The sequence below is a fragment of the Roseiarcus fermentans genome (genome assembly GCF_003315135.1).
Lineage (GTDB): Bacteria > Pseudomonadota > Alphaproteobacteria > Rhizobiales > Beijerinckiaceae > Roseiarcus > Roseiarcus fermentans.
On record NZ_QNRK01000001.1, the window covers coordinates 154974 to 177534 of the forward strand.

Sequence of the window (22561 nt, forward strand, 5' to 3'; positions counted from 1 at the left end):
CGGGATGGTCGGGGAGACGACAACGCGGGGTCGGCGACCTCCGAATCAGTGCACCGCCGCGTACATGATCTTTTCCTCGGTCGCTTCGTCGACCGTCATTTCCTCGACGATGCGCCCTTGCCGCGCCACCAGAATGCGATCCGAGAGGCTGAGGATCTCCGGCAGGTACGAGGAGATCACCACCACCGCCGCCCCCGCGTCGGCGAGGCTCTGAATCATGTGATGGATCTCGGCGATCGCGCCGACGTCGACCCCGCGCGTCGGCTCGTCGAAAATGATCAGCGAGGGGTTCTGAATAAGCGACTTGGCGACGACGATCTTCTGCTGGTTGCCGCCCGACAGCTCGATCACCTTGGCGTTCTTGTCGATCGCGCGGACATTCAACGCGTCCAGCCAGCGCTCCGACTGCCGTCGCGCCTCGGCCATGGTGACGTAAGCCACCGGATTGGCCCCCATCGCCAGCCTGCCGAGGAAGACGTTCTGAGCCATTCGCATGCTTTCGAAGAGACCGTCGAGTTTGCGGTCCTCGGTCACGTAGGCCACGCCGCGCTCGACCGCCTGGCGCGGAACCCGAAATCGAACCGGCTCGCCGCGCAGCTTGATCCGGCCGCCATGCCAGAAGTCCCGTTTCAGCACTCCGGCGGCGATCTTCATCATTTCGGTGCGTCCGGCCCCGACGAGGCCGAACATCCCGGTGATCTGGCCGGCGTAGACCGACAGGGTCGCGCCCCGCACCGCCTTCCCCATCGTGACGTTTTCGAGCGCGAGCACCTTTTCGCCGCGCTTGCGCACCCGTCTGCGCGCGGTCTCCCCGCCGTACAGCTGGGCGGTGAGCTGTCGTCCGACCATCGCCTGAACGATCCGTTCGCGGGTGAAGTTTTTGGCGTCGTCGGCCACGATCAGCTGCCCGTCGCGCAGCACGGCGATGCGGTCGGCGATCGTGAGCGCCTCTTCGAGCGCGTGGGAGATGAAGATGATCGAGGCGTCCTGCTTCTTCAGGGTCCCGATGAGCGCGAAGAAATGCTGCTTCTCTTCCGGCGTCAGCGTGGCGGTCGGCTCGTCGAAGATGAAGATCCGCGCCTTGTGGTGCACGGCGCGGGCGATCTCGACCATCTGCTTTTTCGCGGCGCCGAGGCTCGACACCAGCGCGGTCGGTTCGACGGGAAAGTTCAAGCTCTGCAGGTGCTGCTGAGCCGCGATGTTGACGCCGCGTAGCCGGTTGAAGAAATTCTCGGCGCCGAGGAAGATGTTCTGCGCCACCGTCATCGACGGAATGAGGTTCGTCTCCTGAAACACCATCGCGACGCCGCAGCGCAGCGCCTCGGCGGGCGAAGCGAACTGGACCGGCGCGCCTTCGAGCCGGAGTTCGCCCGAGGTCAACCGATAGAGTCCGGCGAGGACCTTGGTCAGCGTCGACTTGCCGGCGCCGTTCTCGCCGACCAGCGCGAGCACCTCGCCCTTTCGCAACGTGAGATTGACGTTCCGGAACGCCGGATTGCCGCGGAACGCCTTGGTCGCATCCCTGAATTCGACGACGTCAGTCATGGGCGGCCTCGAACGAAGCGACGCGCGCGACGACGCCCGCGCCGCGCGACGCAATCAGAAGGTCCTGGTTCCATTCGGCGATCGAGGCGACGCCGTGCAGCGAGCCGTCGGCCCGGCTGTGCAGGCTGCCGATCGGCGCGCCGTCCGCGTCGCACCGCGCCACGAGCCCGTAGGATCGCGACGGCGCCCAGGGCTTGACGATCCCCATCTGACGAACGGACCCCTGCTGCAAGGGTTGGTCGGGCGCATCGGAGGAGCGATAATCGGGACCGATCCAGTCGTCCTCGTCGATCGTGGCGATCATGTCGCGACGAAAATCGTGCTCGACGAGCAGGAATTCGAACAATTGCCGGCGGGGCGCGAACAGGGCCAGCCAGAATCCGCCGTCCGACGCCGCCGCCATGCGCGCCGGGTAGGCCGGCAGGTCGTCGAGGAGCGTCTCAGGCGCGCGGTCCGTCGAGATTCGCAAGCGAAGGATCCGGTGGCGCCAGCTCTCCGAGACGAGGACCGTCCCGTTCCGCTGGACGAGCGCGCCGTAGGGAAACGCCAGATCCGCGGCGATCGTCCTGACGGCGCCTTTGCCGAGCTCGACGACGACGACGGCTCCGGAGGCGCCGTTCTCCATGAGATCGCGCTTCCAGTCGACGGCTCGATTGCGGGTGGACCCGACGCAGACGAGCACGCGCTCGTCATCGAGCGCCGCGCCCGCGGTCATGCAGGACGACAAGGGGGTCGGAACCGGAACGAAGCTCCAGGCGCTGTCCGCCGTCCGCACATGCAGCCCTTCGGACTCGACCCCGACGATCAGGCGGCCGTTCGGGGCGCCCGCGAGAAAGGCGACCCGCGATCCGAACCGGCGCGCCTCGACGGCGACGAAGGCGCCGCCCCGGTGTTCGATGCGATGGAGGCAGCGACCGGCGGAGCAATAGGCTGCCCCGCCGGCCGTCACGACGGAGTCGACATCCGGGAGGATGAACAGTCGCTCCGCCTGTTCGAGAAGGGCGTTCGGCTTGAATGGGCCGTCCATCGGCGGAACCGAGACGAATGTGTCGCGGCCGATCAGGGCGCGTCCGGCGGCTCTGAGCATGGCGAACATCAGCGTCGCCCCCCGTCGTCATGGGCCGTGGTCCAGGTCGGATCGGCGCCGTCGATCCTCACCCGCCCGACCCGGTTGTTGGAGACCCCGCCGAGGTAGAGCCAGCCCTTGTGCTCGCAGGTCGAGGTGATCGAGGCGTGTTTCTCGCCGCGCCGATCCCACAGCACGTCCAGGATCTCGCCCTGTTCGGAGACGCGGACGACGCAGCCGCGGTTGATGTTGGGAAACAGCCACTCGTCCGGCGCCAGCCGCTTGGCGACCCGCCTGCGGAAGCCGGGCTTGCGCATCGCCAGATCGAAGGTCTTGGTGCGCATGCCGAGCAGCGCGATCCAGAAGGTCCCGTCCGAGCCGCGGTTGAGGTTGTCGGGATAGCCCGGCAGGCCGTCGATGAAGACCTCGCGGACGCCCGCCTTCGGCCCGTCGAACCAGTAGCGGTTGATGCGGCAGGCCCAGGTCTCCGCGAACAGGAGCGACTGCCCGTCGCGACACATCGCGATCCCGTTGGGAAACTTGAGGCCGCGCAACACCGTTCGCGTCCGCCCGGTCTTCGGATCGTGACAGATCAGGCGTCCGTTCCCGCGCCCCTCGAGCCCGTCCACCGCCCATTCCGACATTTCGTAGCGGATGGTCGCCTCGCTGAAGAAAATGCGGCCATCGGGCGCAATATCGAGGTCGTCGGGAAGACGGAGGCGCGAGTCGTCGATGATCGAGAACCAGCTCCGGTTGGTCTCGTCGGTGACCCTGGCGACCTCGCCGTTCGGGCTGACCTTGTAGACGCCCATGCCGCCGACGCAGGTGTAGAGATCGCCGTCGGGCGCGAACACGAGCCCGAGCGGATGGCCGCCGATCCGGGCGAACACTTCGCTGCGGCGATAGTCCGGCGCGAAGAACTTGACGATCGTACCGTGCCGTGTCCCGGTGTAGAGATTGTCCTGCCCGTCGAGGACGACGTCTTCCGGTCCCTCGACTTCGCCCAGGCCGATCGGCTCGGCCGCGCCGAGGCGGTCGTTCATCGCGAAACGCTCGGGCGCCGCCGTGCGCTCGGGCAAGCCGAGGTAGGTCGGCGACACGTAGACCTTCGCCAGCACCTTGCCGCGGTTCTTGATCCATTTCGCATTGAAGAGCGTGGCCGCGACCAGGATCACGCCGAGAATGAGCTGGTTCAGCGAGCCGGGCAGCCCGAGCCGGATCAGCCCGCTGGTCAGGATCAGCACGAACAGCGAACCGATGATCGCGTTTCCGACCGAGCCGCGCCCGCCGCCCAAGGTCACGCCGCCGAGCAGAACGGCGGTCAGAATGGCGATCTCGAGTCCGATTCCGGTGTCGGCGCCGGTGCTCCCGAGGCGCGCCGAAAACAGGAAGGCCGCCGTCGCGACCAGAAGGCCGGACGCGACATAGGCGAAGAAGACGGTCAGCTTGACGTTGATGCCGGCGTTGTAGGCCGACCGACGCGCGCCTCCGACCGCCCTGAGCCGCCAGCCCGGCTTCAGCCGCGACAGGCCGATGTGGATGACGATGGCGAGCACGGCGAAAATGACGAAGGAAACCGGAACGCCGACGACATCGCCGAATCCGATCGTGTCCCAGAGCGGCGACTGAGGCGAACTTCCCACGATCCCGCTCGCGAGCCGCGGAAACACGATGTCGTAGAGGGCGCGAAAGATCACCAGCGTAACGAGCGTCGTGATGAACGCGCGCAGGCGCAAATAGCCGACCAGCGCGCCGTTGAGGGCGCCGCACGCCAGGCCCGTCGCCGCGGTCGCTGCGGCCGCGACGCCGATCGGCAGTCCGAGGACGTTCATCGACGTCAGCGCCGCGAGCACGCACAGCGCAAACATCGAACCGACCGAAAGGTCGATGCCGCCGGACAGCATCACGATCGTCATTGCGATCGCGACGAGACCGAACTCCGCGACCTGCCGCGACAGGTCCGAGAGACTCCCGGCGGAGAAATAGCCGGGAATCGCGATTTGCATGGAGACGACGACCAGGACGAGCGCCAGCGCCGGGATGGCGCTGTCGATCCAGCTCTTGGACAGGATCTCGCCGACGATGCGATCCGGAACCAGCCGGTATCGCAGACGTATGAACGCGTCGGAGGTCATCGTCTCACGCCGTCACTTGATGTCGTCGAGGGTCCAGCAATTGCGCTGGTTCACGTTGTCTTTGGTAATCAGCGTCAGCGGGTTGAAGTACATGGTCTTCGTTTCGCCGGCTTTCGACTTCGACAGGAGCAGGCGCGCGATCTCCTGATTGAGGAGGTCGCCCTGCAGAGGGACGTTGTAGCTGATGTAGAGGCTGAAGTTGCCGTTGGTGACGTTCTCGCAGCCGACGCGGTTGCCGCCGCCGCTGGTGACGAGGAAGACCTGGTCGCTCTTGCCCGCCGCCTTGATCGCGGAGGCGGTGCCGGTGTCCTGGTTGTCCCAGATGCCGATGCCGGCGCACAGATCGGGGTGCTGCTGAAGCACCGTCTCCATGATCGAGCGCGCCTTTTCGGCGTTGTACTCGGTGGCCTGCTGCGACACGACCTGAATCTCCGGATGCTTCTTCAGAACCCGGTAGATTCCGTCGAGCTGGAAGACGTCCGAGGCCGCCGTCGGGACGCCGGTGTCGATGGCGACCTTGGTCGACTTGCCCTTGCCCGCGCCGCACTTGTCGACGACGGCGAGGGCGGCCTGTTCGCCGATCTCGGTCCAGTCGGCGCCGACGTAGGAATCGGTCTGGGTGTTGGATTCGAGATTGATCTGCACCACCTTGATGCCGGCCGCCTGGGCCTGCGCGAGCAGACGCGCATAGGACTGGATGTCCGGGTTGTGCGCCACGATCAGGTCCGGCTTCTCGGAGATGAGCGACTGCAGCGCGCGCGTTCCGGCGTCGGTGCTCCAGGCCGGGTCGCGGATCTGGAAATCGTAGTTCAGGCGCTTGGCCTGATTGCGCATGCGGGCCGCCCAGCCTTCCGTCAGGTCGAAGCCCATCGACAGGGGCAGGAAGACGACCTTCTTGCCTTCGAGACCGGAATGGAACGCCGCGCTGCGCGGGTTCTCCAGGCCCTTGTCCTGAGCCGACGCGCCGGTCAGCCCGACCGCCATCGCCAGGGCGGTCGCCGCCGCGAGCGCCAATTGACCGAGTTTCATGACTATCCTCCCTTGTGTGGATTCCTGGTCCGCGCGCCTAAAGGTCGCCTTGCTGCGACGTTTGCTCGTCGCGCGGATTGACGAGCGAATCGAAAACGATGGCGAGAAGCAGAACCACGCCCTTGACCAGGTTCTGAATGGTGAAGGGCACGTCGAGAATCGTCATGCCGTTGAGGAGAATGCCGACGAAGATCGTGCCGAGGACGACGTTGCGGATGCGCCCGGCGCCGCCGTTGAGCCCGATTCCGCCGAGCACGATCACGAGCAGGATGTCGTAGATCATGGTCGAATTGTAGAGCCGGGCGTTGATGGCCGAGGCGGAGGAAGCGAGGATCAGACCGGCGACGTAGGCGACGAGGGCGCTCAGCGCGTAGTGCGCGATGACCATCGCGCGCATCGGTACGCCGGTGGTGCGCGCCGTGTTCGGGTTGCTGCCCATGGCGTAGGTCTGCCAGCCGAAGCGCGTCGAGGTGAGCGCGAAATGCGCCAGGGCGCACAGGACTGCGAAGGCGATCACGGTGACGGGAACGCCGAGGACGCGCGACTTTCCGATGAAATCGAACCAGTCGTTTCCCGGCGGAACGTTCTGCATCTCGAGGGTGAAGAAGAACGTGCGGCCGAGCCCGTAGATGATCGACCCCGCCGCCAGCGTGGCGAAGATCGGCGGAACGTCGCCATAGGCGATCAGGGCGCCGATCAGAATGCCGGCGACGAGGGCGAACGCGCCGCCGATGACCAGCGCTTCCGCCAGCGGATAGCCGGTCCGCGCGATCACGAAGGCCCAGGAGACCGACACCACCATGGTGGCGATCATGGCGACGTCGATGCCGCGTCCGATGACCACGATGGCCATGCCGAGCGCCAGGATGCCGAGGACCGAGACGCTTCGAACCAGCGAAACCAGATTGCCGGGCGTGGCGAACCCGGGCAGCGCCAGCGCGAAAACGACGAAGGCCGTCGCCGCGAGGACGAAGACGATCCCCTCCTGGCTGCCGAGCAGGCGGCTGGCGAGACGGCGCGATCGCGGCGTGTTCGTCATGACGGAGCCTCGTCAGTTCACGAGTTGCGCCAGAACGGCTTTCGCGCGGTCGACGCTCACGTCGCGCGCGTCGGCCATTTCCCTGGCGACGACCTCGATCTGATCGCCGACGGCGCCGGCCACAATGGCGATGTTGCGCGCGTGCAGCGCCATATGGCCACGCTGAATGCCTTCGGTCGCGAGCGCTCTCAGCGCCGCCATGTTCTGGGCGAGACCGACGGCGACGGCGATCTCGGCGAGCTCGCTGGCGCTGCGAACGCCGAGCAGCGCGAGCGCGGCGCGCGCCGCCGGATGCGTCTTGGTCGCGCCGCCGACGAGACCGAGCGGCATCGGCATTTCCAGGGTGCCGACGAGACGGCCCTCGCCATCGAGCTCCCAGCGCGACAGCGACGAATAGCGGCCCGAACGGCAGGCCCAGGCATGGGCGCCGGCCTCGACGGCCCGCCAGTCGTTGCCGGTCGCAACCACCAGAGGGTCGACGCCGTTCATGATCCCCTTGTTGTGGGTCGCGGCCCGATACGGATCCACGAGCGCCAGCGCGCACGCTTCGACGATACCCGACGCCATGCGCTCTCCGGAGAATTCGCTGGTCTTGAGCGAGTCGGGCGTGAGCCTGACGGTCGCGCGCGCCAGGCGAAGGTCGGCCAGATTGGAGAGGATGCGCAATCGCACCGTCCCGCCGGTAATGGCCTCGATCGTCGGCGCGATCGTCTCCGCCATCGTGTTGACCGTATTGGCCCCCATCGCGTCGCGGACGTCGACGAGCAGGTGCAGCACCACCATCGGACCGACGGCGGTGTCTTCGAAGACGTGGACCTCGATGTCCTTGCAGCCGCCGCCGAGGCCGATCAGCACCTTGTCCTTCGCGTTCGCCTCCTCCAGGATCTGCGCCTTGTGGGCGAGCAGCCTGGCGCGCGCGCCGAACGGGTCGCGGGTCGACAGGACCTGCACCTGCGCGCGCATGATCGGCGCGCTGCTCGACGTCTCGAAGCCTCCGCAGGTCCGCGCGATCCGCGCCATGTAGGAGGCGCCGGCGACGATCGACGGCTCTTCGACGGCCATCGGAATCAGATAGTCGCGGCCGTTGACGGTGAAGTTCGTGGCGACGCCGAGCGGCAGGTCGAACCGTCCGATGACGTTCTCGATCATGCCGTTGGCGAGGCGCAGCGGAAGCGAGCCGGCCCCTCTGAGCGCTGCGCGCGCCGCCTGGTCGAGCCCGGCGGCGGCGGCGACCTGTTCGAGCCGCGCCTCCGGTTCGAGATCGCGGAATCCCTCCAGTCGCGACGAATAGGGTTGACCGGGCGCTGGGCGCTTGGTGTCGGGCGACAGGGCGACCTCCCTTGGGCTTTGGAATGGCTTGTGAGCGATTCAATCCTATGACAGTGTCCCTTCATCAAGGTACGGATCAAGGAAACAGTTATATATCGTACCCTGGTTTTCCTGGGTACAGATGGCGGGAGATGTCGGTTGGGGACCCGGACGGATGCGGTGGTCGACGGTCTGCGGAAACGGATCGAGGCCGGCGCGATCAAGGTCGGCGCCAAGGCGCCGTCGATACGCCAGGCGGCGGCGGACTTCGGCGTCTCGAAAAACACCGTCATCGAAGCCTACGACCGACTGGTCGCCGCCGGCCTCCTGAGCGCGCGTCAGGGCTCGGGCTTCGTCGTCACCGAGCCGCCGAGCGACGTGCAGTCGGCGCGGCCGAGCCACGTTGCGGAAGCGGTCGACATCGCGACGCTGCTGCGCGCCCAGCTCGAAGAGAGTTTCTCGGTCCGTGTCGGCGACGGCCGGCCGCCGCCGTCGTGGACGGAAGAACCCGAAGTGCGCAGGCGGCTGGGCGTCTACAGTTCGAGCCGCTCCGCCAGCGAAGACGGCTATGGCTCGGCGATGGGACTCCCCGAGCTGCGCGACAAGATCGCCCGCTCGTTCCTGGCGCGCGAGGTTCGCAGCGGCCCGCAGAACGTGCTGCTGACGTTCGGCGGCAATCATGCGCTCGACCTGATCATCCGCCACTTCCTGTCGCCGGGCGACACGGCGTTCGTCGACGACCCGGGCTATTACCCGCTGTTCGCCAAGCTCACGCTGGCGCAGGCGCGCATCGTCGGCGTTCCGCGCCGGGAGTACGGCCCCGACCTCGAGGTTCTGGCGCGCAAGCTCGACGAGGAGCGCCCCAAGATCTTCTTCACCCAGTCGATCTCGCAAAATCCGACCGCGAGCTCCACGTCGCTCGCCACCGCCCACGCCCTCCTGAACGTCGTTTCGAGACGGCAGATCCTGCTGGTTCAGGACGAGCCCTTCATCGACCTGCCGAACTGCAAGGGGGTCGATCTCGCGACGCTCGACCAGCTTCAGAACGTCGTCACCGTCGGCACCTTCGCCAAGACGCTGTCGGCGAACCTGCGCTGCGGCTACGTCCTTGGGCGGGCCGACCTCATCGCCTCCCTGGCGGAGCTGAAGATGCTCACCACCGTCAACAGTTCCGGCCACATCGAGCGGATGGTGCACGGCCTGCTGGACGACGGGCGCTATCGCAAGCACCTGAACCGCCTGGCGCAGCGCATCGAACGGGCGACGGACAACGTCATGCAGAACTTCAGCCGGCGCAGGCTCGAGGTGTTCGCCCAGCCGACCGGCGGCTACTATCTGTTCCTCAAGTTTCCCAGCGGCGTCGACGACATCGCATACGCGCGAACGGCCGCGCGCGACGGCCTGTTCATCGCGCCGGGCAGCGTGTTCAGCGTCGACAGAGCCAGCACCGCGGCGGGCATGCGGGTGAACGTCGCGCGCGCCGACGATCCGCGCTTCTACGACTATCTCAGCCGCACCCTCCGGGCGTGACCGCCCACTGCCGGTGACCCTACGCCGATCGCGTGGCGATCGTGGAGGGAGGGTCCGCGAAAGCCATCAGGCCTCGCCACTTGCGCGATCGGCGCCCGTGTCGCAACGTGGAACGAAACGGGAGAGGCTCATGCGCGAGATGAGCGTTCGAGAGGTCGACCAGAATCTGTCACAGACCATCGCCGCCGCCGAGCAGGGCGAGACGATCGTCGTGACCAGGGACGGCAGACCCGTGGCCAGGATCACGCCGCAGCCCCGGGACCGCGCCGACGATCCCGAGTGGCGGACGAATTTCGCGGCGCTGACGGAAAGCCTGCGAGCCAAGCGCGGATCGGGCCGTCGTGTCGGGACGATCCGCGAGGACGACCTGTATGGCGACGACCGGCGGTGACCCGCGTCCCGCTCGACAGCAACATCCTGATCTACGCGGAGATCGAGCCCGACTCGGAAAAGGGGATTCGGTCCGCCGATCTGATCCTGCGGGTCGCCCGGGACGGCGTCCTGCCGGTTCAAGTCCTCGGAGAGTTTCTTCGTTTCGTCCAGCGGCGCTTCCCAAACGCCCTCGACGAAGCGATCCGGCAGGCGCGACTCTACCAGTCCGTGTTCATCACGCCACCGACGACCGAAGCCATCATCAACAGGGCGTCCGGGCTGGCCCGCGCGCATCATCTGCAATTCTGGGATTGCGTCGTCTGCGCGTCGTCCGCCGGGGCTGGCGCGACGGCGCTGCTGACCGAAGACATGCAGGACGGCCGAACCCTCGACGGGTTGCGCTTGATCAATCCTTTCGATGCGGCGAACACGAAGTCGATCGACGATTTGCTGGTCGGTTGAAGGGACTGTTCGGGTAAGGTCTTCTGCGGCGGCGCCGTCGTTCTCCACGGGAGGCAGGTACGACCGAGTTGCGCGCGTTTGCGATCGGGCTCTGTGGTGCGGTCTCGACACCCCCGCCCCCTTACCGCCCGGCGAGCGTCATGTCGTCGCGATGGATCATCTCGGCCCGCCCCGTCGCGCCGAGGAGGGTCGCGATGTCGCGGGAATTGCGGCCGCGGATCTTTTCGGCGTGCAGCGCGTCGAAGGCGATCAGCCCGCGGCCGATCTCCGCCCCGCGCTCGTCGACGATGGCCACGCAATCGCCGCGCGAAAAGGCGCCCTCGACCCGGACGACGCCGGCCGGCAGCAGGCTTTTTCCGCGCTGAAGCGCTGCGGCGGCGCCCGCATCCACAGTGACCGCCCCTTTCAGTTCCAGCGACCCGCCGATCCAGATCTTTCGCGCCGCGACGGGATTGGACGGGGTGAGGAACCAGGTGCAGCGGCCGCCCCCGGCCACGCGCTGGATCGGGTGGGCGACGCGGCCGTCGGCGATGATCATGTGTGTGCCCGCCGACGTCGCGATGCGCGCCGCCTCGATCTTGGTGCGCATGCCGCCACGTGACAATTCCGAGGCCGCGCCGCCCGCCATCGCCTCGATCTCCGCCGTCACCTTCTCGACCACCGGCAAAAACTTCGCCTGGGCGTTGTCGCCCGGCGGGGAATCGTAGAGGCCGGCGACGTCGGACAGCAGAACCAGCAGATCGGCGCTCGCCATGGTGGCGACGCGGGCGGCGAGCCGGTCGTTGTCGCCGTAGCGGATCTCGCTGGTGGCGACGGTGTCGTTCTCGTTGATGATCGGCACCGCCCGCATCGCCATCAGCCGCGCCAGCGTCTCGCGCGCGTTGAGGTAGCGGCGCCGCTCCTCGGTGTCCTGGAGCGTCACCAGCACCTGTCCGGCGACGATCCCATGGCGGTGCAGCGCCTGCGACCAGGCGCTCGCGAGCGCGATCTGGCCGATGGCGGCGGAGGCCTGGCTGTCCTCGAGCTTGAGCCTGCCCTTCGGCAGGCGGGCGACGGTGCGCCCGAGCGCGATCGCCCCCGACGAGACGACCGTCACGTTGGCGCCGCGCGCATGGAGCGCTGCGATGTCCTCGACCAGCGCGTCGAGCCAGGTCTGCCGGATCGCCCCGCGCGCCGAGTCGACCAGCAGGGACGAGCCGACCTTGACGACGACGTGCTGGAATTGGTCGAGAGAGGGAACCTGAGCCACAGCGGAAGGCTTGCGAGACAAAGCGCCCGAATGCGCGGGAAAATCCGGGCGAGCGCCGGGGTCGGCCCCCCTCTAGCGCCGGCCGGCCGGGATGGCAAGGCGCGGATCGGATCGCCGTCGCGAGGCGGGCCGGCCGGGCGCGAGCATGATCCGAACCGCTGCGACGGCCGTTTTCTCTCGGCGTTGACCGCGATGAGGCCTCCGATTACGCTTCGCCGACACGCTCCGGTTCCTGCCGATCGCGGCGCGCCGCCCGCGGGCCCGACGCAAATATCCACAAACATTTCGCGCGGGACGAGCGCAACAAGCCGAAGGACGCGACGATGCGGAATTTCGACGACTTGAGCGAACGCGAGATGCTGGCGCTGGCGATCGCCAACGAGGAGGAGGACAGCCGCATCTACGCCGACTTCGCCGACGGCCTCGTCGCCGACTATCCGGCGAGCGCCCAGGTCTTTACCGAAATGGCCGCCGAGGAGAACGGCCACCGGCGCCAGCTGATCGACCTGTTCGTGAAAAAATTCGGCGAGCACATTCCGCTGATCCGCCGCCAGGACATCCGCGGCTACATCCCGCAGACCCCGGTGTGGCAGGTCCGCCCGCTCAACCTCGAGGCGGTGCGCGCTCACGCCAGCAAGATGGAGAAGGGCGCGGCGCGCTTCTACCGCGAGGCGATCGGCCGCACCAGCGACGCCGCGATCCGAAAGCTGCTCGGCGATCTCGCCGCGGTCGAGGACCAGCACGACAACCGCGTCTCGGTGCTGGAACGGGAGCTCCTGACCGACAGCGCCCGCGACACCGAGGCGGAGCACGAGCGGCGCCGGTTCATTCTGCAGATCATCCAGCCGGGCCTCGTCGGCCTGATGGACGGGTCGGTGTCGACGCTCGCGCCGGTGTTCGCGGCCGCCTTCGCCACCCGCGATCCCTGGAACGCCTTCCTCGTCGGCCTCGCCGCTTCCGTCGGCGCCGGCATCTCGATGGGTTTCGCCGAAGCGCTGGCGGACGATGGAAAACTGTCGGGACGCGGCGCGCCGCTGCTGCGCGGCCTCGTCTGCGGCCTGATGACCACGGCGGGCGGCATCGGCCACACGCTGCCCTTCCTCCTTCCCGATTTCTATTGGGCGACCCTGATCGCCATCTGCGTCGTGGTGATCGAACTGATCGCCATCTCCTTCATCCAGTGGCGCTACATGCAGACGCCGCCGCTGGCGGCGGCGGCCAAGGTGATGATCGGCGGCGCGCTGGTGTTCGCCGCCGGCGTGCTGATCGGGGTGAGCTGAAGGCGCCGAGTGGGCTCCCGAATCGAGGCTTTTCAGCGTCTTGCGGCGGATTCGCCGGCCCGGGGCGACTCCCAAGGCGGGGGCTCGCTTCAAAGCCGTCATCGCGAGGAGCGAAGCGACGCGGCGATCCAGGAGTCCGGGACGCCGATGCCTGCCGCCAGTGGAGTCCAGCGCTTCGGCAGCCGGCAGCGCAGACGGCTCCTGGATCGCCGCGTCGCCCTTCGGGCTCCTCGCGATGACGAAGTGTAACGACCCCACCTTGGGAGTTACGACCGGGGCGCCGCTCGAGCGGCCGCGCTCTCCCTCGTGGAGAGGGATTGCCGGGCGAAGCCCGGCAGCCCCGGACTCGTATGGGACTCGTATGGGGGGAGGGCCCGGAACGCCGACGGTCGGCGTGGCGGGCCCTCACCTGGCCGCTTCGCGGCCTGTCCTCTCCCGGAGGGAGAGGGATCGCCTCCTGACTCGCGGCGGCTCGGGCGTTGCGGCCCGCGCGCCGGCGCTCTCGTAGCCGCGCTCGGCGAGCGCGCCCACAGCGACGCTCCGCTCTCCGTCCCCGCCGCCGCGCCTGCGGCCAGGGGCGGCGAAGCCGTGATGAAGGTCGAGTTCGCGAACGATCGCCACCACCCGGTCGACCGCCGCGAGATCGCCGCCCGACATCGCGTCGAACGATTGCCGCAGCGCCTCGTGCAGGCGGTTCGCCTGCACGGCGGCGTACCGGGCCGGCGCCTGCGGTTCGCGACGGGCGATGAGCCCGCGCAGGGATTTGCGAAAACCGCGCTCGGTCACCCCCTCCCGCCGCGCGATCTCGGCCACTGACAGGCCGGCGGCGAGCAGACCGACCACCCGCGCCTCCCGCTCTGCCTTCTTCCGCCGCGCCGCCTCGCGCGCGGCGGGCGACCGGTCGCGGCGGGCGTCGGCGGAGGGGCTTTTGGGGGCGGACACGAGGCGGTCTCCGTTGCGACTGGGAACAAAGATAGAACGGTTTTGCGCGCTCGCCAAGGATTTGTAGGGTCCGTCCGCGCGATGGCCTCGTTCACTCCGCGGGCGGCTCGGGCCGACGGCGGGCGGGGTTGCGTCGTGAAACCGATGGCGGGCCTCGCGCCGGCTTGCCGTTCGGACTTGCGATCTGCGACGTCCCCTCACGTCGTCTCCGGCGTTCGCAACGCGGCCAGCGCTCGCCCTCACGCCAGCCAGTTCTCCACGGCAAGGCCCTCGACGCGGCGAAATTCCGCCGCGTTGGCGGTGACGACGATGGCCCGGAGGCTCGGGCGTGGGCGGCGATCAGCAGATTGTTGAGGCCGGTCGGCGTGCCGGCCGCCTCCAGTTTGACGCGGATGTGCGGACGTCGAAGGGCAGGACCGCCAGCGTTTCCAAGACGCAACGTGCCGGCGAGGCCGCCCCAGCGGTAGGCGCTGGGCAGGGCGCGGTCCACATCGCCATGTAGCTCGCGCAGGTGGCGTATCGGTTCACCGCGTTCGTCGACGTCGTGAAAGCGGTTGTAGGTCTTGGTCGTGCCGCGACCTGCGGCGCTGCGCGGCGGTCGTGATATGTCTGGCCCGCCGTATGCGCCCGGCGTCGGATTCAGAGCGGGGCGGGAAGCGGAAGATCTCGAAGCTTTGGAGCAGAAGTATTTCGATGTGGGCTTATATTGACGAAAGCGGTAATACGGGAAACCGCATTTTTGACGAAAACCAGCCGGTGTTCATGGCCGCTGCCATGGCTACGAAAGCGAATTTTGATTTGGTGTATGGCCATGATGTCACAAGAGTCGCCAAAATGGCCGGAGTGGCCGCTTTGCACGCCAACGAACTCGGTGTCGGTCGGGTTGAGCCGATCGCGCGCGATCTTCGTAGGATTCTTCGAGCCGCGGGCGCAAAGTTCGCCTTTTCGAGAATAGAAAAGAAGTACTTGGCGGCCACCAAAGTCTTTGACACGTATTTTGATCAAGGAGAAAATCTGGCGGTTCCTTGGAACGTATACTGGCTCAAGCCAATGAAGCTCGTGATGACGTTTAAACTCGCTTCGTTCGTCATCACCGAGGAAATTGCGAAGACAGTCTGGGAATGCTTAACAGCAAAGAGTGAATTTACGTCCAAGAAGAAATTTGTTGAAGCGGCCTCAGCAATGTTAGAGAGGGTTCACTTACTTCCTGACGCAAGGTCAAGAGTAATAGTTTCGGGGGCGTTGCAGTGGGCCATTGAGAACCCAGAGAACTTCACAACGCATATGAAGGGTAAGACACACCGTCAAGGTCATTCACCTAATTTCGTTGCGTTCAATCACATCATGGACGGCTTGGAGCGTTTCTCCAAATCATGGAATCGACCGATCCGAGAGATTATTCATGATGAACAGGAGGAATTTCAGCGGACATTACAGGAATGGCACGCTATATGGTCGAAGCCGGAGCTAAAGGGTGTTCAACCGATCATCTATCCGGGCGATGAACCATTCTCTGTGAGCCGAGGACCAGGCAGTGTTTTCCGGATGTCCACCGAGAATGGGAGCGCTGGCCTGCAAGTGATCGACGTGGTCCTTTGGCTCTTCCGGCGCGCGCTGGACGGTAAGGAAATAGGGTCTGATTGTGCAGCGCTCTTGCAGTTCGCTTTCAAGAGAGGTCTTCAGAACGATTTCTCGTTTGAGGGGGTCGGCGCCTTCATGGATGAAAAGTTTGGGCCGGTTTTTTCGACGCCCCTCACAGCCGAGCAACAGGCCAAAGCCGAGGAGAAGACTGCGGAGTTCGAGACCCACAGGCAAAAGCAGATGCAAGAATATGCAGAACGGAAGACGGCTTCCCTCGCTTCTAAGAAATGACAATTCCCTTAATCGCAAGGCGCGCCTGGAAACCGCGCCGGGGCATGGGCTTGACGCCCTTGGCCTCGGCGAACCAGGCGATGACGCCGGCGTGGATGCGGTCAGTCTTCTCAAGCCAGCTCATGGCCTGGGCGAAGTTCCGAACTGCACACGGCTCGACCGCGCTACACCGTCTCCGACCCGCGCACCCCGCCCGCCGCTCGCCCTCACGCCAGCCAATTCTCCACGGCGAGCCCCTCGACGCGGCGAAATTCGGCCGCGTTGGCGGTGACGAGGAGGGTCCCGAGGCTGCGGGCGTGGGCGGCGATCAGGAGATCGTTGGGGCCGATCGGCGTCCCGGCCGCCTCCAGTTCGACGCGGATGCGCGCACAGTCAGTGTCGGCGGGGCGTCGAAGGGCAGGACCGCCAGCGTTTCCGGAACGGCGTCGAACCGGAACAAGAGGCGGGCCGAGGCTCTTCCCCCGCCCCGAGTCCCGCTTTCGGACAGATTCTCGCGCCGGTGGGCCCCGGTTAACGCGCCGTTAAGTCCCCCGCCTTAAGCCTGCCTTAACTGTGCCGTTTGGCGAAGCGTTAGGGAATTGTCGCGTCATGAAACACGTCGCGGTCCTGATGGGCGGCTGGTCGGCCGAGCGCCCGGTGTCGCTGAACTCCGGGCGGCAATGCGCCGACGCGCTCGAAGGGCTCGGCTACCGCGTCACCCGCGTCGACGTCGACCGCGCCATCGCCGACACGCTCGCCCGGCTGAAACCCGACGCCGCCTTCAACGCCTTGCACGGGGTCGGCGGTGAGGACGGCACGATCCAGGGCCTGCTCGAGATCCTGCGCATCCCCTACACCCATTCCGGCGTGCTGTCGTCGGCGCTCGCGATGCAGAAGGACCTCGCCAAGACGGTGCTGGCCGCAGCCGGCGTGCCGGTCGCGCACGGGCTGGTCATCGACCGCCACGAGGCCGCCCGCCGCCATGCGCTCGAGCCGCCCTACGTGCTCAAGCCCGTCGCCGAGGGATCGTCGTTCGGCGTCGTCATCGTCAAGGCGGATCGCGCCGACCCGCCGCAGGAGGTGGGGCGCGAGGACTGGCCCTACGGCGACGCGCTGCTGGCGGAGACATTCGTCGCCGGCCAGGAGCTGACCTGCGCGGTGATGGGCGAGCGGGTGTTCGACATCATCGAGATCGAGTCGATTTCGGAAAGTTTCTACGGCTACGACGCAAAGTACGCCAAGGGCGGATCGCGGCACATCCTTCCGGCGCGCCTTAAACCGAATATTTACCATAAGGTCCAACAGTTGACGCTCACAGCGCATCGGGCGCTGGGGTGCCGGGGCGTGAGTCGCGCCGATTTCCGGTTCGACGAAACGAAAGGCGAAGAGGGCGAACTCGTGTGTCTCGAGGTCAACACGCAGCCGGGAATGACGGAGACCTCGCTGGTGCCGGATATGGCGGCCTACGCGGGCCTGTCGTTCGCCGAGCTCGTCGCCTGGATGGTGGAGGACGCCTCGTGCGATCGCTGAGCCTCGCGACCCACCCCCAGGCCTCCGCGGCCGACGGGCCGCCCAAGGTGCTGCTGCGCGGCGAGCGGGCGGCGCGCGGATCGTTCCGCCTGCGCCTGCCGCTCGACCGTCCGCCCCCGTTCGGCCTCGAGATCGCGCTGACGCTCGCCGTCCTCTTCGGCGCCGCCGGATACGGATCGATTCGCGGCGGGCAGTTCCAGGATTTCGTCGCCCGTCACGGCAGCGTCGGCGACGTGGCCGCGCGCGCCCTCGGCTTCGGGGTCGACATGGTCACCGTGTCCGGCGCGGCGCACATGAGCGAAGCCCGCCTCCTGACCATCGCCGGCGTCACCGCGACCGACTCGCTTCCCTTCTTCGACGTCGCCGCCGCCAAGGCCCGGCTCGAGGCGGACCCGCTCGTCAAGCAGGCGAGCGTGCGCAAGCTCTACCCCGACCAGCTCGTCATCGACATCGTCGAGCGCACGCCCTACGCGCTGTGGCAGAAGGACGGTCAGGTGAAGGCGATCGGCGCCGACGGCGGCGCGATCGACGACGTCAGCGACGGCCGCTACGCCGGGCTGCCGTTCGTCGTCGGCGAGGGCGCGAACCTGCGCGCCCGGGAATTCACCGCGCTTCTCGACGCGATGGAGGAACTGCGGACCCGGGTCGAGGCCGGCATTCTCATCGATCAGCGCCGCTGGAACCTCCGGCTCAAGTCCGGACTCGACATCAAGCTGCCGGAGGACGACCCGCAGGCGGCGATCGCCACGCTCGTGAAGCTCGAGCGCGAGCAGCGGATTCTCGACAAGGACGTGCTGGCGCTCGATTTCCGCGCGCCCGACCGGGTGTTCGTGCGCCTGACGCGGGAATCGGCCGAAGCCTGGGCGGAAGCGCACGCGCCCAAGAAAAAAGACGCGCAGCCATGACGTTCCGGCCGCTCCCCCCGCGCATGCGCCAGATTCCGGCGCGCAAGCAGGCGATCCTGTCGATCCTCGACGTCGGCGCCTCGAAGATCGTCTGCCTGGTCGCGCGGCTGACGCCGATGGAGGCGTCGACGTCGCTGCGCGGGCGAACCCATCGCTGCAAGATCCTCGGCATCGGACATCAGCGCTCGAACGGGGTGAAGGGCGGCGCGATCGTCGATCTGCTGTCGGCCGAGCACGCCGCGCGCCTCGCCATCGACGCGGCCGAGCGGATGGCCGGCGTCGAGGTCGGCGGGGTCATCGTCAACATGTCCGGCGGACTGCTGGCTTCGCAGCGCTTCAACGCCAAGGTCGCGCTGCGCGGCAAGACGGTGTCGGAAAACGACGTCCACCGGGTGCTCGAGGCCGCGTCCGCGGCGAGCGCGCAGCCCGGCCGCACGGTCCTGCACGGACTGCCGACCGCCTTCTCGCTCGACGCCACCCGCGACGTCCACGACCCCAACGGCATGATCGGCGAGGACCTGGGCGTCGACCTGCACGTCGCCTCGTGCGAGCTGGCGGCCGCGCGCAATCTGATGCTGGTGGTCGAACGCTGCCACCTGCGAGTCGAGGCGATGGTCGCCACCCCCTACGCCGCCGGCCTCTCGACCCTGGTCGACGACGAGGCCGACCTCGGCGCGGCGGTCATCGACTTCGGCGGCGGCACGACGACGGTCGGGGTGTTCTCCGGCGGGCGGCTGATCCATGTCGACGCGGTCGCGGTCGGCGGCATTCACGTCACCCGCGACATCGCCCGCGGCCTGAACGTGTCGATGACCGACGCCGAGCGGCTGAAGACGCTCTACGGCGCCTGCATCGCCTCGCCGTCCGACGACCGCGAATCGATCGCGGTGCATCGGCTCGGCGACGACATGGATCATCCGACCCACCTGCCGAAATCCGAGCTGATCCGGATCATCCGCCCGCGGGTCGAGGAAATCCTCGAGCTCGTGCGCGATCGCCTGACCGCTTCCGGCCACGCAGCCCATGTCGGCCGCCGGCTGGTGATGACCGGGGGGGCCTGTCAGCTGACGGGACTGCCGGAACTCGTGCGCTCGGTCATCTCGAGCCAGGCCCGCATCGGGCGGCCGCTCGGAATCGAGGGTCTGCCGGAATCGGGCAAGAGCCCGTCGTTCGCGGCGGCGGTCGGCCTGATGATTTATCCGCAGATGGCAGGCCTCGAATATTTCGAACCTTCTCGCCACGCCTCGCGGCAGGCCTACGAGGGGGAGGGCTACGCGTCCCGCGTCGGACGCTGGCTCAAGGAGAGTTTCTAACCAGTTTCGGGTCCCGCCGCCGGGGGCCCGGAAGCGCGCAAAACGTCAGATACACCGGCGTCTGCGGGCGCCCAACGGGATGAGGTGGTGTCATGTCTATCAACTTGAAGGCGCCCGAACTGCGGGAATTGAAGCCCCGCATCATGGTCTGCGGCGTGGGCGGCGCGGGCGGCAACGCGGTCAACAACATGATCGTGTCGGGCCTCTCGGGCGTCGATTTCGTCGTCGCCAACACCGACGCGCAGGCCCTCACCTCATCGCGCGCCGAACGCATCATCCAGATGGGTCTTCAGGTCACGGAAGGGCTCGGCGCCGGCTCGAAGCCCGAGGTCGGCAAGGCCGCGGCCGAGGAGGCGCTCGAGGAGATCCGCGATCACCTCGCCGGCGCCCACATGGTGTTCGTCACCGCCGGCATGGGCGGCGGCACCGGCACGGGCGCCGCCCCGGTGATCGCCCGCGCGGCGCGCGAGATGGGCATCCTCACCGTTGGCGTCGTCACCAAGCCTTTCCACTTCGAGGGCGGCCGGCGAATGAAGGTCGCCGAGCAGGGCATCACCGACCTGCAGAAGGCGGTCGACACGCTGATCATCATCCCGAATCAGAACCTGTTCCGCGTCGCCAACGAGAAGACGACCTTCGCCGACGCCTTCTCGATGGCCGACCAGGTGCTCTACTCCGGCGTCGCCTGCATCACCGACCTGATGGTCAAGGAAGGCCTGATCAACCTCGACTTCGCCGACGTCCGCTCGATCATGAGCGAGATGGGCAAGGCGATGATGGGCACGGGCGAGGCGACCGGCGAGCGCCGGGCCGTGCTCGCCGCCGAGGCCGCGATCGCCAACCCGCTGCTCGACGAGACCTCGATGAAGGGCGCCCGCGGGCTGCTCATCTCGATCACCGGCGGCAACGACCTCACGCTCTACGAGGTCGACGAAGCGGCGAGCCGCATTCGCCAGGAGGTCGACGAGGAGGCCAACATCATCCTCGGCGCGACGTTCGACTCCGCGCTCGACGGGGTGGTGCGCGTGTCCGTGGTCGCCACCGGCATCGACCAGGTCGCGATCTCGCAGATCGAGCCGGTCCAGCTCCGGGCGGAGCCGATGTCGCGGCCGCGCTCGGCGGCTCCGTCGCACGCGCCGGCCCGCACGGCGCCCGCCCCGGTCGAGGCCTATCCGGCCGCCGCGATGGTCAACGACGTCGAGATCCAGGCGGTGGCTCCGGTCGCGGTCGCGTTCCCCGACCCGATCGAAGGCCGGCGCGAGGCGCAGGAGGAGGAAACCCTGCCCTTCATCCCGCCCGCGCCCGAGCAGCCGATGGTGCGCGCGCCGCGCATGCCCCAGATCGAGGACCTGCCGCAGCACACGCAGAATCAGCTGCGGGCCATGCGCGACGCCCAGGGCGCGACGGCCGCGACGCCCGAGACCCGCCGCAAGTCGCTGCTGGAGAAGCTGGCCGCCTTCGGCATCACCCGGCACGACGACGAGCCCGCCCCGAGACCGGCGGCGCCCGTTCCGGCCGCGCCGCCGGTCGCTCAGCCGCGGGCCTACACCACGCCGGTCGCGCCGGACTACCCCCGCGCCCAGCCGCGTCCGCTGCCGGCGCGCGCCCCCGCCGCGCCTGCGGGCGGGCTCGACCCGCACGGCCGGCCGACCCACAGGCCGCCCGTCACCGAGGACGACCACCTGGACATCCCGGCGTTTCTGCGGCGGCAGCAGCACTGACGCAGCAGCGCTGATTCTGTCCGATCCTGCCCAGCGGCGGCCGCGACGTTTGGTCGCGGCCGGTCGCGTTCGCGCCGGCCGAATCGGCGATGATCGCGTCCAAACTTTTGAAAAGAAACAATGAATGGAATGTTTCCGATTTGTAACTTTTGGTCACCAAAGGTGATTTGTCTCGGTCCGGCGCGGCCCGGTATCTCTGGTCCGGACAAACCGGGTCCGGCTCGCTGCGGCGGGCGGTTGCGACCGCGTAAGGTTTCTCGCCTCTGGCCAATCCGGCCGGCGCGCGCAGAAAGCCTCAAATCGGGACCGGGCGAACGCCCGGAGGCAATCGACGATGAAGGCTGCTTACCAGACGACCCTGCGCCGCCGCGTATCGATCGGCGGAGTCGGCGTGCACTCCGCAGCGCCCGCGCAGCTGGTTCTGCATCCGGCGGAGCCCGATTCGGGCGTCGCCTTCCTGCGCACCGGCCTGGCCGGCGGCAGCGAGCGCCATCTGAAGGCGCGCCGCGCCAACGTCACCCACACGGCCTTGTGCACCATCCTCGGCGACGCGTCGGGAGCGAGCGTCAGCACGGTCGAGCATCTGCTGGCGGCCCTCTCCGGGCTGCAGATCGACAACGTCCTGATCGAGATCGACGGACCCGAAACACCGATCATGGACGGTTCGGCGGCCGATTTTGTGGCCGCGATCGATCAGGTCGGCTGCATTCAGCAGAGCCGGCCGCGCCGCTACCTGAAGATCGTCAAGCCGGTGCGGGTCGAGCGCGACGGCGGCTGGGCCGAGTTCCTTCCCGCCGAGCGCGGCTTCCGGCTCGACGTCGAGATCGACTTCGCCTCGCCCGCCATCGGTCGCCAGAGCCTCGCCCTCGCCCTCGATCCCGGCGCGTTCCGGCGCGAGATCGCCCGCGCCCGCACCTTCGGCTTCGTCAGCGACGTCAAGAAACTATGGCAGGCCGGCTACGCCCTCGGCTCGTCGCTGGAAAATTCCGTCGCCATCGACAACGACGAGATCCTCAATCCGGAAGGCCTGCGCTACGCCGACGAGTTCGTGCGCCACAAGGCGCTGGACGCCGTCGGCGACCTCTCTCTGGCCGGCGCGCCGATCGTCGGCGCGTACCGGACCTATCGGCCCGGCCACAAGCTGAACGCTCTGGCGCTCGAGGCGTTGTTCGCCGATCGCTCCGCCTACCTCTACGTCGAGGCGGCGCCGGCGAGGCCCTCCGTCAGGGGCGTCGGGGCGCATGTCCCCGCCGCGGCCTTCGCCGCGGCCGAGTAATCCCCCGC

At 67.7% G+C, this 22561-nt stretch carries 19 protein-coding genes; 10 read left to right on the forward strand and 9 right to left on the reverse strand.

Annotated elements, in window-relative coordinates; genetic code table 11:
* Window positions 1–45: 45 nt before the first annotated feature.
* The 6 genes from DFR50_RS00700 to DFR50_RS00725 are packed head-to-tail and all read right to left on the reverse strand — an operon-like array spanning window position 46 to window position 8143.
* Window positions 46–1545 carry a sugar ABC transporter ATP-binding protein gene (locus DFR50_RS00700; RefSeq protein ID WP_113887260.1) on the reverse strand — a complete coding sequence of 500 codons (1500 nt, stop codon included), beginning with the start codon at window positions 1543–1545 and terminating at the stop codon, window positions 46–48.
* Window positions 1538–2641, reverse strand: coding sequence for an NHL repeat-containing protein (locus DFR50_RS00705; RefSeq protein ID WP_113887261.1), 1104 nt, complete (start codon window positions 2639–2641; stop codon window positions 1538–1540). Before DFR50_RS00705 ends, DFR50_RS00700 begins: the two co-directional genes overlap by 8 nt.
* On the reverse strand, window positions 2641–4746 hold the full coding sequence (locus DFR50_RS00710) for an ABC transporter permease (protein ID WP_113887262.1): 2106 nt from the start codon (window positions 4744–4746) through the stop codon (window positions 2641–2643). Before DFR50_RS00710 ends, DFR50_RS00705 begins: the two co-directional genes overlap by 1 nt.
* A gap of 12 nt (window positions 4747–4758) precedes the next feature.
* Window positions 4759–5775 (reverse strand): sugar ABC transporter substrate-binding protein, encoded by a 1017-nt coding sequence (locus tag DFR50_RS00715; protein ID WP_113887263.1) that lies wholly within the window; start codon window positions 5773–5775, stop codon window positions 4759–4761.
* A 37-nt stretch (window positions 5776–5812) separates the two neighbouring features.
* Window positions 5813–6814 (reverse strand): ABC transporter permease, encoded by a 1002-nt coding sequence (locus DFR50_RS00720; RefSeq protein WP_113887264.1) that lies wholly within the window; start codon window positions 6812–6814, stop codon window positions 5813–5815.
* A 12-nt stretch (window positions 6815–6826) separates the two neighbouring features.
* Window positions 6827–8143, reverse strand: a complete 1317-nt coding sequence (locus DFR50_RS00725; RefSeq protein ID WP_113887265.1) for a hydroxymethylglutaryl-CoA reductase, degradative — start codon at window positions 8141–8143, stop codon at window positions 6827–6829.
* Window positions 8144–8281: 138 nt separating this feature from the next.
* On the opposite strand from DFR50_RS00725, the gene DFR50_RS00730 reads away from it, so the two are divergent.
* The 3 genes from DFR50_RS00730 to DFR50_RS00740 all read left to right on the forward strand — a co-directional run bounded on the left by DFR50_RS00730 (window position 8282) and on the right by DFR50_RS00740 (window position 10486).
* Entirely contained in the window at window positions 8282–9652 is a 1371-nt protein-coding gene (locus DFR50_RS00730; protein WP_113887266.1) for an aminotransferase-like domain-containing protein, read from the forward strand.
* 130 nt (window positions 9653–9782) lie between these two features.
* Window positions 9783–10043: a type II toxin-antitoxin system Phd/YefM family antitoxin gene (locus DFR50_RS00735; protein ID WP_113887267.1), complete on the forward strand. Its 261-nt coding sequence runs from the start codon at window positions 9783–9785 to the stop codon at window positions 10041–10043.
* Window positions 10040–10486 (forward strand): PIN domain-containing protein, encoded by a 447-nt coding sequence (locus DFR50_RS00740; protein ID WP_170152983.1) that lies wholly within the window; start codon window positions 10040–10042, stop codon window positions 10484–10486. Before DFR50_RS00735 ends, DFR50_RS00740 begins: the two co-directional genes overlap by 4 nt.
* Before the next feature lie 121 nt (window positions 10487–10607).
* On the opposite strand, the gene proB is transcribed toward DFR50_RS00740, so the two are convergent.
* Window positions 10608–11735, reverse strand: a complete 1128-nt coding sequence (gene proB, locus DFR50_RS00745; RefSeq protein ID WP_113887269.1) for a glutamate 5-kinase — start codon at window positions 11733–11735, stop codon at window positions 10608–10610.
* Window positions 11736–12007: 272 nt separating this feature from the next.
* On the opposite strand from proB, the gene mbfA reads away from it, so the two are divergent.
* Window positions 12008–13015 (forward strand): iron exporter MbfA, encoded by a 1008-nt coding sequence (mbfA, locus tag DFR50_RS00750; protein WP_425376058.1) that lies wholly within the window; start codon window positions 12008–12010, stop codon window positions 13013–13015.
* Between the two features lie 405 nt (window positions 13016–13420).
* On the opposite strand, the gene DFR50_RS00755 is transcribed toward mbfA, so the two are convergent.
* Window positions 13421–13957 (reverse strand): helix-turn-helix domain-containing protein, encoded by a 537-nt coding sequence (locus tag DFR50_RS00755; protein ID WP_113887271.1) that lies wholly within the window; start codon window positions 13955–13957, stop codon window positions 13421–13423.
* A gap of 693 nt (window positions 13958–14650) precedes the next feature.
* Between DFR50_RS00755 and DFR50_RS31155 the strand changes: the two genes are divergently transcribed.
* Window positions 14651–15829, forward strand: a complete 1179-nt coding sequence (locus DFR50_RS31155; RefSeq protein WP_147262621.1) for a DUF3800 domain-containing protein — start codon at window positions 14651–14653, stop codon at window positions 15827–15829.
* Here DFR50_RS31155 and DFR50_RS33260 read toward each other — a convergent pair.
* The gene (locus DFR50_RS33260; protein ID WP_281015833.1) at window positions 15819–15953 is read right to left on the reverse strand and encodes a hypothetical protein; all 135 of its coding nucleotides are present in this window, start codon (window positions 15951–15953) and stop codon (window positions 15819–15821) included. The two genes, DFR50_RS31155 and DFR50_RS33260, sit on opposite strands and share 11 nt — an antisense overlap.
* Before the next feature lie 464 nt (window positions 15954–16417).
* Between DFR50_RS33260 and DFR50_RS00775 the strand changes: the two genes are divergently transcribed.
* The 5 genes from DFR50_RS00775 to lpxC all read left to right on the forward strand — a co-directional run bounded on the left by DFR50_RS00775 (window position 16418) and on the right by lpxC (window position 22553).
* On the forward strand, window positions 16418–17338 hold the full coding sequence (locus DFR50_RS00775) for a D-alanine--D-alanine ligase (protein ID WP_113887273.1): 921 nt from the start codon (window positions 16418–16420) through the stop codon (window positions 17336–17338).
* Window positions 17326–18243 carry a cell division protein FtsQ/DivIB gene (locus DFR50_RS00780; RefSeq protein ID WP_113887274.1) on the forward strand — a complete coding sequence of 306 codons (918 nt, stop codon included), beginning with the start codon at window positions 17326–17328 and terminating at the stop codon, window positions 18241–18243. The genes DFR50_RS00775 and DFR50_RS00780 overlap by 13 nt, the downstream gene beginning before the upstream one ends.
* Window positions 18240–19556: a cell division protein FtsA gene (gene ftsA / locus DFR50_RS00785; RefSeq protein ID WP_113887275.1), complete on the forward strand. Its 1317-nt coding sequence runs from the start codon at window positions 18240–18242 to the stop codon at window positions 19554–19556. Before DFR50_RS00780 ends, ftsA begins: the two co-directional genes overlap by 4 nt.
* Before the next feature lie 92 nt (window positions 19557–19648).
* Window positions 19649–21277: a cell division protein FtsZ gene (gene ftsZ / locus DFR50_RS00790; RefSeq protein WP_113887276.1), complete on the forward strand. Its 1629-nt coding sequence runs from the start codon at window positions 19649–19651 to the stop codon at window positions 21275–21277.
* A 334-nt stretch (window positions 21278–21611) separates the two neighbouring features.
* Window positions 21612–22553 carry a UDP-3-O-acyl-N-acetylglucosamine deacetylase gene (gene lpxC / locus DFR50_RS00795; protein WP_113887277.1) on the forward strand — a complete coding sequence of 314 codons (942 nt, stop codon included), beginning with the start codon at window positions 21612–21614 and terminating at the stop codon, window positions 22551–22553.
* Window positions 22554–22561 lie beyond the last annotated feature (8 nt).